We start from the raw sequence: 15,187 nt of genomic DNA on the forward strand, positions 1-15,187 counted from the left end.
TAAAGACCGTGCCGGCCGTATGCTTACCCGCCGCGCTCTATGCCTTGGAAAAATCGCCCTACCGCAACGGGAGTGTAATGTCTTCCTGAGAGAAGCCTCTACCCTCCCGCCGTCCGACGTGTGTCGTTACTTCCCTCTCACCGCAATCACTTCTATCTCAATCAGCGCCCACGGAGCGGCCAGCGCCGCCACTTGAAACGCGCTCCTCGCCGGCTTATTCGGCTGATCCTTCGTCCCAAAGAACTGCGTATACGCCGCCTGAAGCCCCGGGAAATCCAGCTTGCCACCCTTCTCCGGATCACCCGCCAGAAACACCGTCATCTTCACGACGTCCTTCATATCCAGCCCTTGCTCTTTCAACAGCGCCTGAATCTTATTCAACGCGCTCAACGCCTGCGTCTTTGTATCGCCATAAACTGCAGCAGTCCCCTTCGCCTCATCGGCAGGCGTCACAGGCGAAGCCAGCTGCCCGCTCAGATAAAGCGTGTCTCCCGCCCATACACCATTCGCGATAGGCGACTTCTCATTCGGCTGCAGATGCTTCACTACAACCTGTCCCTGCACTCCACACGCAACAGCCATCAACGCTGCTGCCATCACACCAAGCTTGATCTTCATCAATCACTCCCTATGCTTTCCAGAAAAAATTAGCTAAGAACCGCGCTAGCAGCCCCGGCAAGTCTCGCAGACTTCACCTTATCGGAGATCATCCCCACCGCACGACGCGCGCTCAACGCTGCACCCTCCTGCCATCCGACAATGTGACTCGCCGTATCGCCGGCAAAGTAGATCGGCCCATCCGCCTGGATGATGACGTCATATCCGCTCTTCCCGCCGCCATACTTGCTAATCCACGAGCCCTCATTCCACGGCACCCGGCTCCACCCGCAGAACACAGGGTTCTTCAACTCACTCCCGTGTCCCGGATGAATCTTCTCAATCGACGCCCGCGACGCCTTGAACTTCTCCTCCAGCGTCAGGTTGTAAAACGGTGTATCCAGCTCATCCGAATAACCCGACACCACCACACCCGTCGGGTGCATCAGCCGCGACGACGGATACCAGATCGGGCTTGGCCCCTGCATCAGATACGAAAGCCCACCATAGATGTTGTAGTCCTGCTCCCAGAACCTTCTGCTCTCCCACGCAATTTTGTACGCCCCGCCCATCGTGCTCTCGTCCACTACCTTCTTGAACGTCGGCGACAGATCATTAGGGATCTTCTTCAGCATCGAAAACGGCAACGCCGTAATGCAGTAAGCAGCCTCCACCTGCTTCGTCGCGCCGCCCTGCGTATACATCACGCGAACACCGTTCGACGTCTTCCGAATCTCCGTCACAGGTGAGTTGTACTGCACCACCGGTCCCAGCGCCTTCGCAAACGCATACGGTATCCGGTCCATCCCGCCCACCGGCTGCATCATCGTTGCCTGCCAGTCCCAATCTTCTTCGATGAACAGGTCATACCAGAAGTCCTCATCCAGCAGCACCCGCATATCCAGCGGCATCTCCGGCACCCCCACCTGTGCCCCGGCGCCCGGCGCCGTCTTATATCCAGCCCGCTCCGACCCAACATACGCACCCTTATCGTCCAGCGGTCCATACACTTTCAGAAACGCCGTCATCCGCTCGCGATCTTCTTTGCTCAACTCCGAGTCCAGCGCGCCATGGGCAACACACTTCGACAGCAGCTCCGAAACATGCCCCCGCGTATCGTTGATCGCCTTCCTCTGCGGTACTGGCTTCCCATCATTCGCCCGGTCGTTCTGAAGCAGTGTGGAGCGCGACGTATTGATCTCCACCTCCATCGGAACGCCGAGCTCGCGACAATATCCCAACATCGTCCAGTGGGTGCTCGGCAGCCGCGCCGGTCCAAGGTTCTGATAGTTTCCCTCTTCCCACTTGATCGCCTGTTTGCTTCCATCGCAGAAGCAAACCTCCTGCCCGGCGCGTCCGGTCCAGTTGCGCCCACCCGGTCGTTCGCGTGCCTCCAGCAGAGTCACTTCATATCCCAGCTTCTGCAGCTCATAAGCTGAAACCAGGCCGCCTATCCCACCACCCAGCACCACCACCTTTACGCCCTTGCCCGACCCAGCTGCCGCCTGAATCGGCTCCGCCTGCGCACCCTTCATCGGCATCAGCCCGAGAGACTGCATCGTTGCAAACGCGGCACTATAGCCACCCACCTGCCCTACTCGCATCAGAAAATCGCGCCGGGAGATCCCCATCATGCCACCTCTTTCTTCCAATGAATTCAAATCCTGATGCAGCTGCAAGAGAACGAACATCGTGGTGGAACGAAAAGAAATGGAAGCTCCGCCAAAGACATCGCGAGAGCCGCATCGCCTGAAGCACAGAACTAAGAAAATCAATTTTTTCGAAAAGTTATGTTTACTCTATCGCAAAACTTCCTTGCTGGTCAGCAAATTTCGACAACCGATTTAACATCGGCATGGCTAAAACCCAACAAAGATGACGATCGTCATAAAATAAGACTCGAACTTCAATCAACCCCCAAGGTCGATCTTCGATGAGAGTAAGCCGTACAAAAGCAGCAGAGAACCGCGAACGAATCCTCGATGTTGCAACCAGGCTCTTTCGAGAGCGCGGCATCGACGGCATCGGTGTCGCCGACCTCATGAAGAGCGCCGGCCTCACCCACGGCGGATTCTATGGCCACTTTAAATCGAAAGATGATCTCGTCGCCCAGGCCTGCGGACGCGCCGTCCAAAAGATGCGCGACAACTGGATCAAGGTACTCGACCAGACCACTGGCGATCCCGTCCACGCGCTCGCCGATACCTACCTCGCCGCCAAACATCGCGACAACGCGGGCCGGGGCTGCACCATAGCCGCTCTCGGCTCAGAGATCGCCCGGCAAAGCACCGCCGTGCGCCACATCGTAACCGAAGAGCTCAAGCCCTTCATCGATTACCTGTCTGCAATCGTTCAGGGCAGCTCCGCCAGCCTCCGCCGCGAGCGAGCCATCACACTCTACGCAAGCCTCGTCGGTGCCATCGTCATCGCTCGCGCCGTCGATGACGCCGCATTCTCGAATGAGACTCTTCACGCCGTAGCTAACGGCATCCGAAGTAAGAGCACGCCACGACCGCCAAAAGGGGGAAAGAAGCGAATCGCCACCCGAACTCCACGTGCGGCAAAACCATAGTCTTGCTCACCCGCAGGCACCGCTCCAATGGCATTAGAATCCTGTCAAGTCGCCAAACCATGTATCTCTCAGTAAATAAGGAAGATACGCGTGGCGTATCAGTTACGCGCCAACAGCTATACTGAAATAGAAGAGATACCAAGCCCCGGCAGCTCAGCCGGGTTTTTCGTTTAAGCCGATAACTCCTTTGATTAGACAAATTTACCTGTAACTACTTTAGAATGACGATTTTGGAAAAGATCAAAATGCGTAAGCGACTGAAAATAAGGAATTTAGCAAGAAATACCCCCAGGGGGGTAACCCCTCAACCCTGACAAATCAACGCAAAGCAACATATAAGATAGGACCCATCAGAGCGAGGTCACCATGGCTTCTTCCACCTTCCCAACTCCATACGCTGGAAAGCAGGCCGGCACGCTGGTAGCCTCAAACACCTCGAGCGTTCCCTGGTACATCTGGTGGGGCGCCCTCGCCGTCACCTCCTCCTCCATCGGCGGAGCCTGGGACGTCTCCTGGCATCGTTCCATAGGCCGCGACAGCTTCTGGACGCCGGCGCACATGGCCATCTATGCCTGCGGTGTTTTGGCCGCAATCATCTGCGGCTACCTCATGCTGGTCAACACCTTCGGACGCTCCTCCAGCATGCGCGTCGCATCAGTCAATGTCCTCGGCTTCCGCGCCCCACTCGGAGCCTTCATCGCAGCCTGGGGTGGCATCGCGATGATCACCTCAGCCCCCTTCGACAACTGGTGGCACGCCGCTTACGGTCTCGACGTCAAGATCGTGAGTCCACCCCACACGCTATTAATTCTCGGCATTCGCGGCGTCGGAGTCGGCATCCTCTTTCTCATCCTCGCCGCAATGAATCGCTGCGCGGCCGAAGGACAGCAGGCCAGCGAAAGCACCTTCAAGACGCTGCAACGTCTGCTCCTCTACGTTGGTGGTCTCTTCGTAGCTGGCCAGATGTTTTTTCTGATCGAGTACACCTGGGACGTCCAACTACACTCGGCCTCTGCCTACATCGCAATGGCAATCGGCCTTCCGGTCGTCTTCGCCATGCTCTCCCAGGCGTCCCGCTACAAGTGGGCCGCCACCTCCGCCGCGATGGTCTACATGATCTTCGCGATCGCAGAGATTCTCATCCTTCCTCTCTTCCCCGCGCAGCCAAAGCTTGGCCCCGTCTTCTATCCCGTCACCCACATGGTTCCGGCGAAGTTCCCCGTCCTCATCTTCGCTCCAGCGCTTGCACTCGATCTGCTCTGGCAACGAACCCGCAGTTGGAAGCCTTGGACGGTTGCTCTCGTCTCTGGCTTTTTGTTCATCGCCGTGCTGGTCATCGTGGAGTGGCCGTTCGCCACCTTCCTGCTCTCCAAAGCATCCGAGAATCGCTTCTTCGGCACGATCTACTTCGACTACAACTCCCGCCCCAACGGCCTCGATCGCCTGCGTCTCTTCTACCAGCCCGATCACGGCTCCGTTCTGTTTGGTGGACTGCTGCGCGCGGTAATCTACGGTTCCATCGGAACCTGGATCGGCCTCAGCTTCGGACGCTGGATGCGGAGCGTGCAACGGTGAAGCGTTTGTCCATCCCGATTCGCGCAATTCTGCTCCTCTTGCTCTGTGCCTTCGCCGCTCCCCTCCGCGCCCACGCTCACGTAGGCAGCAAGGATGTCTATGAACAGGTCGATGCAGGCCCTTACAAACTCTTCGTCACCATCCGCACGCCAATCGTGATTCCCGGAGTAGCTTCCGTCGAAGCACGTTCGAGCGGCGCGACAGTCAAAAGCATCCGCATAACTCCTCTTCCAATCACAGGCGAAGCGTCGAAGCATCCTCCCACCTCCGACCCGATGACAACCTCCACCGCCGACCCGGCATTCTTTACCGGCAGCATCTGGATGATGGCCTCCGGCTCCTGGCAGGTTCGCTTCGAGGTCTCAGGCGACGCCGGAGATCAAGTCGTCTCAGTTCCAGTACCTGCCGTCGCCCTCTCGACCCTGAAGATGCAGCACGGCCTCGGAATTACTCTAGGAATTCTTGGTCTCTTCCTGGTTGTTAGCATGGCCGGTATTGTCGCCGCGGCTGTCCGTGACGCTCGCCTCGAGCCCGGCGCCATTCCATCTCCGAATCGCAGACGCCGAGCCATTCTTGCAACTGCAGGCAGCCTCGTGGTCATGGCTCTCTTGATATGGGGCGGAGCAGCCTGGTGGAACGTCGAAGCGGCCAGTTACGCGCTGGATGTATATCACCCCATGTCGGTGACACCGGCACTCTCAGGCAATACCCTCGATCTCAACGTGCAGTCTTACGACGGTGGCAAGGAGCGAAGCTCCCGATCCAACAAAGACTTCCTCCCTGACCACGGACACCTGATGCATCTCTACGCCATTCGAGAGCCTGAGATGGACGCCGTCTTCCACTTGCATCCCGCACTAGCCTCCGCAGGAGACTTTCGCATCTCGCTGCCTGCGATGCCCGTCGGCACCTACAAGCTCTACGGCGACATCGTTCACGCCAACGGCTTCCCCGAGACACTCGTCTCCACCATCACCGTTCCAGCCGATATGCCGGGCGGTCCGCTCGGCCCCGACGACGCCAACGGATCTCCGCAGCCGCTCAGCCAGGGCCAACTCGGCAACTCGTACAAACTACCCGATGGATACGTAATGGTCTGGGATCGTCCCTCAACCATCAACGCAAACACCGCATACGCCTTCCGCTTTCACCTGCTCGACGCGAATGGCAAACCCGCTACCGACGTGCAGCCTTACATGGGCATGGCAGGTCACGCAGCCTTCGTCAAAACCGACGGCGCCGTCTTTGCCCACACTCATCCCGAGGGCTCCGCTGCAATGGCCGCGCTCATGCTCGCCAACGGAAGCAACGACAGCGATGCGAGCGACCGCCACGCCGCCATGAACATGCCCATGGAGACACACAGCGAGCCGCTCTCCAGCACCGTCGAATTTCCTTACGGATTTCCCTCGTCTGGCCGCTATCGAATCTTCATTCAGATGAAACACAAAGCAACCATCGAAACCGGGGCCTTCGATGTCGTAGTCCCATAGGGAAAACTCTTCCGCAGGCCCCTGTCGCAATTTAGAAGTTCAGTCGCAATTGGAACTCAGTAGTCCGCGGTCCACCGATATCCGATGTACCCGAACCGCGCTGCACACGATTCTGATCGTGGTCGGCGAAGCTGTTGGGGCCATTGAGCAACCCACTCAAAGCGGCGTTCCCGCCCAATGCGGTTGTGGTGTTTGCGAGTGTGCCGTTGATGTAATCTTTGAAGTTCGAGAAGTTGCCAACGTTGTAGAACGCTATTCCCGGCACCAGAGACATTCCTTCCCGCACACGACTCAGTCGAATCGGATACGAGATGCTCAGATCGAGGGCCCGGTAAAAGGCGTTTTCTGGACCAACTGTTTCTGGAACGGGTGAGATCGGCTGCTGCGTTGCCTGGAGAGCCAACAGTTGCCCCGGAGTGAAGAGCCCGGCTGTCAGGAGCGCTTGGCCCGCCGGCGTAAATTGACCGGCCTGCGTTGCGTTGTACTGTGAGATGAGTTTATTAAGGTTGTTCCCCTTGTACTCATGCATGAACGCGCCAGGTTGGGTTCCAGGAACGATATCGCCGATGGTCCCATCGCCCGTAACGTCGGACTGGAAGATACCCCCTACCGCGCTGCCGCTCGTTCCACCATTGTCAAGATAGAGGTTGGTGGCCGCAGCAGAGAAGAAGTGCCCGATGATGCCGATCTGTGGACCATACTTCAGTGTCGCTGATCCTCCAAACGAGATCTCATGGGTATGATCCAGCCCACTCCGGCCGATATAGGCCGTGGGATTGTCATAGTCATAAGATGGCGATGAAAAGAACTGATCACCAACACCTGTGTTGCCATTGTTGGTCGCGGGGTTTGCTGTAGAGACGGCACGCGAGAAGGAATACGAAATCTGCAGATTGGTACTCATAATTCCAGGAGCAGGATGTGCCTTCTGCTCACGGAAGACCGCCTGCAGCGCGTCATAGCCTGATCTTCCGGCTGGAACCAAAAAGAGTCCCTCTCCCAAATTTGGATTGAAGCCCGGGAAAGCCGCTCCTGTCGCCACGGTCAGCCCGTTGTACGACGCGGGATTGCTATTCAGGAAGGTGTTTCCTGAGTCCAGACCGTTCACCGCGAAGTCAGCGATCTGCGCTCCAGCAGCAATCGCACAGACAATGGCCGCAGAACTGTATCCGCCAGCGCAGTGGAAGGAACTGGTAGCAGAAGCGATCGCGTTCTGGGCCGCAGCTATATTCAGCGTACGTGCGGCGCCCACGCGATTCACATCAATCTGTTGAGCGATCTTCAGAGTCGAATTGTGTACATAGTCGACTGAGAGAATGCCCCCCTTGAAGATCTCCCGCTGAATACCGCCGTTCCACTGTTCCGAGTACGGGGTTCGATACGGTGCCGCGTATGCGCCGACTATCGTGAGTGTATTCCCGACATACTGACCGTTGCTGGCGGGCCCAACCGATTTAGTCACCTGTTGAAACAGATTCTGAAGATTGATAAAGTGCTGGCCTGCCTGACTCAGAGGCTCCGTGCAAATATCGGCAATGGAGACTCCACCATCGCTAGTGACTACTGAACCGTCCGGCAGCGTGAGGGAGTTTGTGCCGCCGCATATGCTGTGGTTCGTATCGTTGAACAGGCCTTTCTTAATCAGAGCCTGACGCGAGTTGAGGGTGTTGTTGAAGACATCGCCCTCATAAAAGATGCCAAAGGCCGCGCGTACAACAGTCTTATGGTCTCCGGGGCTGAACGCGAACCCAAGCTGAGGACCGAAGTTTGCGTACGGTTGGTGAATCTTTTTCCCTAAACCAGCCTGAAACTGATCGAGGAGTGGCGCATTGCCAGAGCAAGGGGAAGGTGTGATCGTCACATCTGAGCAAAGCGGAGTCGGCAGATCTTGGTTGGCCCGATCAGTATCGACGCTCCACCGCACTCCTGCAGTCAAAGTGAAACTCGGAGTAATCTTCCAATTGTCTGAGACATAGGCACCCTCCCGCCAATCCTCGACGCCTCCGCCTGGCAGATCGAAACCTGGTTTCTCAGTGAAGAAACCCTGTCCGTTACCGAACAACACTGTAGACGCGTAGTACCCGTTCAAAGGATCCGAGGGGCATGGACCAGGAGTTCCAGTTCCGCAATTAGCAAGCTGAGTAGACGCTGTGAGGGTTGCCCGGGGAGCGAGTCCTAGAAAGCTCGCAAAGCCACCGCCCAGAATACGATTGATGCTATACCCGTAGCGAATCAAATGAGCGCTCTTAGTCCAACTTCCGTCGTAGCGGAACTGCTTATCCGACTGGTACGTTTCTTGTGGAGAATCGACGTTCGGCCCTGAGAAGAGACCCGCGGAGCTTAGACGAAAGTTCAAGCCCGGAAAGCCGTTATAAACACTGGTGTTTCCGGTCGTACCGTCTATCAAAAGATTATGGAACTTCTCGTAGCTTGCACGAAACGAGTGGGTAAAATGCCCGATTGTAAAGTCAGCTCCGCCCGCAATACCCGGAGTATTATCGCGGTTGTTGTATATCTCATAGCCGGCTCCGAAGTTCGAGCTCGAGCTGTTGACGTCGTAGTTGGCGCGAGCGAAGTAATGCACGCCCCACCGTCCGCTGTAATCCAATCGAATCGTCGAGTAAGTCTCTCGGTAGGGAGAGGGTATTGTCGGGTGCGCCTCCTGAATCGCCGAGAAGAGCGGAGCCAGTGTGATCGAAACTGGTGACTCCTGCTTGATGCGCTCCGCATTCGCGAAGAAAAATAACTTGTCTTTGAGAATCGGCCCCCCGATGCTTCCACCGAACTGATTTCTCTGAAAAGGAGTATCGATGCCGCCCGCCGTTCTCGCAAAGAGTGCACTGTGATCTTGAAAGTTGTAGAACGCCTGGCCATGGAATTTGTTGGTTCCGGAGTTCGTTGACACCAGCACCTGGCCAGTCGAGGTCACCTCACCCGAGACATCCTGTGTCGAGCGGTTCAACTGAAAGTCACCGATCGCGCCCTGTGACACATTGAAGATGGTTGTCCCAACGTTCTCGTCCGTGATGTCCTGACCGTCGAGAAGAATACGCGTCGTGCGACCCGAAACACCGCTTGTCGAAATCGCAGAGTAGCCTGCCTTCGTCGGATCAAACGACTCCCCACTCTGCAGGATGACCCCTGGTTCGATCTGGGCGAGATCGAGAAAGTTTCGCCCGTTCACCGGCAGGGAATCGATCTGGTCCTTCGTGATAACGTCGCTGACGCCCGCCTGATCCGTGTTAATCTGAAGCGCGCCGGCGTTTACCTCCACCGTCTCAGTCGAGGAGCCGATCGCGAGCTTGAAATTTCCATTAGTCGCCGTCCCCGTACGGACAACCGTCTTCACCGTAAGCTTCTCAAACCCCGCAGCATTCACCGTCACCGTATAGGGTCCGGGAGTCAACGGCCCTAAGCTGTAGAAGCCGCTGGAGTCAGACTTCAAAGTCTTCGACGAATTGGTGTCATTACCGAGAATAAGAATTGTCGCATCAGGTACGATCGCTCCCGTGCTATCTGTGATCGTGCCCTGGATTGACCCGCCGTTAACCGAGATCGCCTGCCCCGCTCCGTTCAACGTTGTGGCGAGCAATAGTATTAGCAACCCACATAGTGTTTTCATGATTCGTCTCCTGTGCCTCGCAAGATCATCAAAAGCGACGCCGCGATGCATGACCGCGGATCGACAAGCTGTATTCAGGCCGACCTCACGCAAACTGAATAACAATCTGAGCGGTCGTTTTTTGGGTAGGCATGTGTTCCATCAGATCCATTGACGAATGAATGCTGTTGACTGACCAGATTGGCCAATACCTGAAGCACCCTTCGCTTCGTGCAATGAAGATTTCCAATCCGAGATGGAACGGATCGTAATCACGCCTGGGTTCTATTTACGCAACGTTCAATGCTGTTGAGGGTGGAATTTGTTCTGGACGCCGGACACGACATGGTGAAATCTTCCGAAGAATTGCGGGCCATAGATTCTTCCATTTAGTTTCGGAAGAATCGACGAGGCAGGCTCGCATCGAAAATGGAGAAAGCCAAAGCCGCAGCACCCTGTAAGCCATAAACTACTTCGAAATAATCGAATCGTTACTTGGTAGGACTGACTTTAGGCGAACCTGGTGGGATCTGCTATGGCCACCTCAAAAAAAAATCCCATAGCCACTCTGCGAAGGCTCGCAGCTCATTCGCGAGTGCGGGTCTAAGACGCTCTGACCATCTAACTTTCGGCAAGCTGACTCTTACTGCTGATTCAGAATTCGCTATCGAGATGAAACTTTTACACTCACGCTTAAAGCCTCGAGCCGCCATCGACGGGAATACTCGCACCTGTGATCCAACGCGCACAGTCTGATGCCACGAAAGCGACTACGTCCGCGACGTCCTCGGGTTTGCCGAGTCGCTTCAGAGCCTGCATTTCCAGAGCAACTTCTCGACCTGACTCTGTCTTCGTAAAACTCGACATATCCGTATCGATTACTCCTTGGCGCGATAGCGTTCACGCGTACGCCACGCGATCCAAGAATGGCAGCCCAGTGTCTGACCCGAGTCTCAATTGCTCCCTTGGTAGAGGCTTAAGCACCGGCATACGCAACGATCAGCCGAAGGGGAATGGGAGCCCAGCGAGCTAGCGAAGTTCGATTCAGGAACCCAAAGCGGTTGCTGAATCTCTGTTCCAATGGTTTGCGATTGTAACACGGTGCGAAGGAGCCGGGATACGCAAGCCTCTCCTAGAGCTTGTCGCTTGATCGCTGTATATCTCAGTTTGGCAGGTCGTCAGCAAGCCTCAGTGGCAAACTAATTCCCCTCCAATTGTCGGAACCTGGCTTGTGAAGACCCCGAGGCATCCTTGAGCAAGGTTGAGAGCGCGCGGAAGGATTCTTGAAGGTAAAGCTCCCAGACTGATCGGTCGCCGCGCTCATCTGAGTGCCGTCTCGCAGTTTCAACTTTACAGACGCTTGGTCGACAGGATTTCCTAGCGCATCGACGACTTGGCCGAAAAGCGTCAACTCGTCATTTGCTTGCTTTCGTTGCGAAGAACTTTGTGCAGGCAGAGACAGCGCGAGTCCGACTACCCAAATGGTCAGGAGCACGATGGTTGTTGGAACACAGAAATGATCCAATACAGCGGTTTTTGATTTTGTGTATCAAAAAATGCATATCGGAATTGCCCACTTGAGTCGTTCACGCCCTGACTATAACGCAATTTCTCTTAGTGCATGATCTTTTGCACATTGAAATACCTAAATCCGCAGCTTCCCGGTGACGATGTGCGTGTGATCAGGGAACGATACGCCCTAACACATTGGCGGTGCTGTCGTAGTCACCAACAGTTGAAGTTCAGCACCGCGTCCCATCATTACTGCTCCAGATACAACCTCCCTTGCATGTGTCCGCGTCCAGGGGGAAATACGATAATCAGCTGTCACATCGAGTCCACGCAAACGGATGAGGGGTTGGTCAATCCCATAGTGTTGGGAGTGCAAGTACGCAAAGAGCACAGCCTTCGATCCATCCTGCGCCACATATTGCACTTGAGAACTCTCATCGCCCTCGGGGCGCTGCAGACGATAGAGCTTGCCGTGCTGAACAGACGTTCGGATGGTCTTGTAAAAAGAGGTAAGGCGCCGCAGTATCTATTTCGTCTGGTGCCCACTTGCTTAGGTTTCCCCAATTCCCAATGCACCCTGCATCGCGGATACGAATCTAAACTGCAATGGGATCGCACGCTTGTCGAGAAAGTTCGGCACGTCCGTGACCCAGGCAGCCATAGTCTCTGGCGTATCGGCGTGAGTGAAGCCATCTTGGAGGGCTAATCTGTCCAGCGCGTCAGTATTACCAATCTCCAAGTCCGGCACGATCGCTGTTTCGCTGTCCAAACCACCCGTCATCGACGATGAAACGTTCCACCCCCAGCTTGCCAGCTTTGTCCGCCAACGCGATTTGGCCTGCCTCATCAAAAGCGAATTCGGTCGCCTCCCACGAGTTGTAAATCACAGGTCGTGGTTTGGGATCCGGATGTGTTGGCAGAATCTCCGCTACCTGGAGCTGTGAAGAGCATGCGAAGCTTGTCCTTGCCCATGCGACGTGTAGCCCGCATAAAACTTTGGCGTCTCCAGGCTCTCGTTTGCAGAAATAGCGCGTCTAAGTGTTCACTAAGATCAATAGATTGAACCACAGCGTAATTGTAGGATGGTGCCCGGAGGGGGACTTGAACCCCCACGACCTGATAAGGGTCTGCGGATTTTAAGTCCGCTGTGTCTGCCGATTTCACCATCCGGGCTCGCGAGAAAGAACACCCCGCCTGCACCATCTTAACGCATTCCCGAAGACTTCCAGTCACGGAACATCAACGAGCATCTGTGCGTATCTTCGAAACTCAGTTCGCATATTATCCCGAGTCGGTCCCAGCTATGCCATTCAACGAAATCCTGATGCAAACCTTATCTGCGCTCTGGGACACCAAGCTCCGTAGCTTTCTGACTATGTTCGGCATCGTCTGGGGCATCACTTCGGTGATCCTGCTCGTTGGGCTGGGCATCGGGTTCAACGTGGACCAAAAGGAACATCTCCGCACAATCGGCACCGACATCGCCATCATCTTTGCCGGCAAGACCGGTGCCCAGGCGGGAGGATACGCTGCTGGCCGCGACATCCATCTCACCGTCGATGACGCCATCGCAATCCAGCAGCAGGCCACGCTAGTAAAGACCGTAAGCCCCGAACTACGACGCAGCGTCTCTGAGGTCAGCCAGTGGAACGCAGCCAACCGAGCTGTGCGCGGAGTGTGGCCAGAGTATCAGCGATTCCGGTCCCTCACCGTCGAGCAAGGACGCCTCATGACCGAGCAGGACGAAGCTGAGGGAGCACGAGTCATAATACTTGGAGCCGAAGCAAACCGGCAGCTCTTCCCCGGAAAACCGGTCATCGGACAACCGCTTATGGTAAGCGGCTACCAATACACCATCATCGGTGTGCTCGCCAAAAAGAAGCAGAATGGCAGCTACGGCAGCGGCCCGGACAACACACAACTGTTCACAACATACTCCGCCATGGCCCGTGACTTCCCACCCACCGAAGGCCCCGGCGTCATTCGCGGATATGTAAACAACATCGTCGTCGAACCGGTATCGCCCGAGATGCATGAAAAAGCATTGGCCCAAGTCACACGAATCATCGCGGAGCGCCATCACTACGATCCCAACGACAAAGAAGCGTTGTGGATCTGGGACACTCTCGAAGGCTCGAAGTTTACCGAGCGCATCTTCAGCGTCATGACGTTCTTCTTCGGAGCGGTAGCGCTCCTCACTCTCGCTCTGGGTGGTATCGGGGTCATGAATATCATGCTGGTCGCGGTCACTGAACGCACTCGCGAAATCGGTGTACGCAAAGCGCTCGGTGCGACGGCCATCGACATCAAACGCCAATTTCTCGTCGAGTCCGCAATCATCACGTTGGTAAGCGGTCTCGGTGGCCTTGCACTCGGAGTCGGTGTCTGCATAGCGATGCGCTACGTCCCGCTCCCTGACTTCGTGCCACATCCAGTAATCTCTCCGTTGGCCATCGCCGCGTCGCTCACCACTCTTGCAGCCATCACCGTCTTCGCTGGAATGTATCCCGCACTGCGAGCCGCAAATCTTAGCCCCATGGAATGCCTGAGGACCGAATAGCGATGAACCTTAGTGAGATCATTCGCCAAAGCCTCGACTCGCTCCTTCGCAACCGTCTCCGCTCTGGTCTCACCATGCTCGGAATCATCTGGGGCCTGGTCACCGTTGTCCTTCTGCTCAGCTACGGCAAGAGCCTCGGAGAGGGCGTACTCAACGGCTTCATGGGCCTGGGCGACAACGTCATCATGGTGTGGGGCGGACAAACCAGCATGCAAGCGGGTGGCGAACGATCCGGCAAAAAAGTAAAGTTCCTCGACGGCGATACCGAAGCCGTCCGCGACGCTGTCCCCTTCCTCAAAGCCGTCAGCTCCGAGACCGACGATGGCTTCAGCTTCAAGTACGGCTCAAAGGTAGTCAACATCCAGAGCAAAGCAGTCGACTTTCCTTACGGCGGAATGCGCAGGCTCAACGTCGATCAGGGTCGCTACTTCGAAGCCGCCGACTTCTCCGATCATCGCCAGGTCGTCATCTTCGGTCCGCACGCCGCGCAAAAGCTCTTCAACGGCTACCCTCCCGTAGGCGAGTCGGTTGAGATCGAAGGTCACGTCTTTCAAGTGATCGGCGTTTTGAAGAACAAAATCCAGGACTCCTCCAATAACGGTCCCGACAATGAAAACGCCTTCGTCCCCTTCGACATGATGCGTCTGCTCCGCAACCAGCGCGACCCCGACAGCATCGTCTTTCAACCCAGCGCGCCCGAACTTCATCTCAAGGCGCTGCAGGCAGTACGCGCCGTCCTCGCGCAACGGCACCACTTCGACCCCAAAGACGATAAGGCCGTCCCTAGTTGGGACACAGTCGCCGACTCAGCCGAGATCATGCAGTTCAGCACCGCGCTCGATCTTCTCCTCGGCATCATCGGCGCCATGACCCTCGGCGTCGGCGGAGTCGGCGTCATGAACATCATGCTCGTCTCGGTCACCGAGCGCACGCGCGAGATCGGCCTGCTCAAAGCTCTCGGAGCACGCCGCAAAGACATCCTCACGCAGTTTCTCCTCGAAAGCCTGACGCTAACCTTCCTCGCAGGCGTCATCGGAATGATCGTAGCCGTCATTGTCGCGTACCTTATCCCGCCGATGCCGCTCTACTCCGACATCTACAAGACCGCCAACCACGAGGGCGACATCCTGCTCCGCGCCTCTCCGACCATCATGCTCGTCTCGTTCGCAATCCTCGCCGCGGTCGGCGTCATCTCTGGACTCCTCCCCGCAGTGCGCGCCTCACGCATGGACCCCGTCGTGGCCCTCCGCCACGAGTAAGCCTCTTTGTCCCGACCA

At 56.3% G+C, this 15,187-nt stretch carries 12 protein-coding genes and 1 tRNA gene; 5 read left to right on the forward strand and 8 right to left on the reverse strand.

Translation table 11 applies throughout. The annotated features are described in order from the left end of the window. Positions 1–126: 126 nt before the first annotated feature. Positions 127–618 carry a RidA family protein gene (locus RBB81_RS20200; protein ID WP_183787618.1) on the reverse strand — a complete coding sequence of 164 codons (492 nt, stop codon included), beginning with the start codon at positions 616–618 and terminating at the stop codon, positions 127–129. Between the two features lie 29 nt (positions 619–647). After that, a complete protein-coding gene (locus RBB81_RS20205; protein ID WP_353071876.1) occupies positions 648–2,231 on the reverse strand; it encodes a flavin monoamine oxidase family protein in 1,584 nt (527 codons plus the stop codon). 299 nt (positions 2,232–2,530) lie between these two features. Here RBB81_RS20205 and RBB81_RS20210 point away from each other — a divergent pair, with 299 nt between their 5' ends. From RBB81_RS20210 to RBB81_RS20220, 3 genes are all read left to right on the forward strand, one after another. Then, on the forward strand, positions 2,531–3,169 hold the full coding sequence (locus RBB81_RS20210; RefSeq protein ID WP_353071877.1) for a TetR/AcrR family transcriptional regulator: 639 nt from the start codon (positions 2,531–2,533) through the stop codon (positions 3,167–3,169). Positions 3,170–3,535: 366 nt separating this feature from the next. Continuing rightward, positions 3,536–4,744, forward strand: a complete 1,209-nt coding sequence (locus tag RBB81_RS20215; protein ID WP_353071878.1) for a hypothetical protein — start codon at positions 3,536–3,538, stop codon at positions 4,742–4,744. Continuing rightward, positions 4,741–6,237 (forward strand): hypothetical protein, encoded by a 1,497-nt coding sequence (locus tag RBB81_RS20220; protein ID WP_353071879.1) that lies wholly within the window; start codon positions 4,741–4,743, stop codon positions 6,235–6,237. The genes RBB81_RS20215 and RBB81_RS20220 overlap by 4 nt, the downstream gene beginning before the upstream one ends. Positions 6,238–6,268: 31 nt before the next feature. On the opposite strand, the gene RBB81_RS20225 is transcribed toward RBB81_RS20220, so the two are convergent. The 6 genes from RBB81_RS20225 to RBB81_RS20255 all read right to left on the reverse strand — a co-directional run bounded on the left by RBB81_RS20225 (position 6,269) and on the right by RBB81_RS20255 (position 12,523). Next, on the reverse strand, positions 6,269–9,859 hold the full coding sequence (locus RBB81_RS20225; protein WP_353071880.1) for a TonB-dependent receptor: 3,591 nt from the start codon (positions 9,857–9,859) through the stop codon (positions 6,269–6,271). A gap of 672 nt (positions 9,860–10,531) precedes the next feature. Continuing rightward, on the reverse strand, positions 10,532–10,705 hold the full coding sequence (locus tag RBB81_RS20230; protein ID WP_353071881.1) for an SDR family oxidoreductase: 174 nt from the start codon (positions 10,703–10,705) through the stop codon (positions 10,532–10,534). A gap of 295 nt (positions 10,706–11,000) precedes the next feature. Beyond that, positions 11,001–11,333 carry a carboxypeptidase-like regulatory domain-containing protein gene (locus RBB81_RS20235; protein WP_353073956.1) on the reverse strand — a complete coding sequence of 111 codons (333 nt, stop codon included), beginning with the start codon at positions 11,331–11,333 and terminating at the stop codon, positions 11,001–11,003. 204 nt (positions 11,334–11,537) lie between these two features. Beyond that, entirely contained in the window at positions 11,538–11,774 is a 237-nt protein-coding gene (locus RBB81_RS20240) for a GH36 C-terminal domain-containing protein (RefSeq protein WP_353071882.1), read from the reverse strand. Between the two features lie 301 nt (positions 11,775–12,075). Beyond that, complete coding sequence (locus RBB81_RS20250) at positions 12,076–12,237, reverse strand: alpha-galactosidase (protein WP_348641504.1); 162 nt, start codon at positions 12,235–12,237, stop codon at positions 12,076–12,078. A gap of 196 nt (positions 12,238–12,433) precedes the next feature. After that, positions 12,434–12,523: transfer RNA gene (locus RBB81_RS20255), tRNA-Leu, on the reverse strand. 151 nt (positions 12,524–12,674) lie between these two features. Here RBB81_RS20255 and RBB81_RS20260 point away from each other — a divergent pair. Beyond that, entirely contained in the window at positions 12,675–13,910 is a 1,236-nt protein-coding gene (locus tag RBB81_RS20260) for an ABC transporter permease (RefSeq protein WP_353071883.1), read from the forward strand. 2 nt (positions 13,911–13,912) lie between these two features. Continuing rightward, the gene (locus RBB81_RS20265; RefSeq protein WP_353071884.1) at positions 13,913–15,169 is read left to right on the forward strand and encodes an ABC transporter permease; all 1,257 of its coding nucleotides are present in this window, start codon (positions 13,913–13,915) and stop codon (positions 15,167–15,169) included. The last annotated feature ends 18 nt before the right edge of the window (positions 15,170–15,187 follow it).

It is taken from the genome of Tunturibacter gelidoferens, assembly GCF_040358255.1.
GTDB classification, from domain to species: domain Bacteria; phylum Acidobacteriota; class Terriglobia; order Terriglobales; family Acidobacteriaceae; genus Edaphobacter; species Edaphobacter gelidiferens.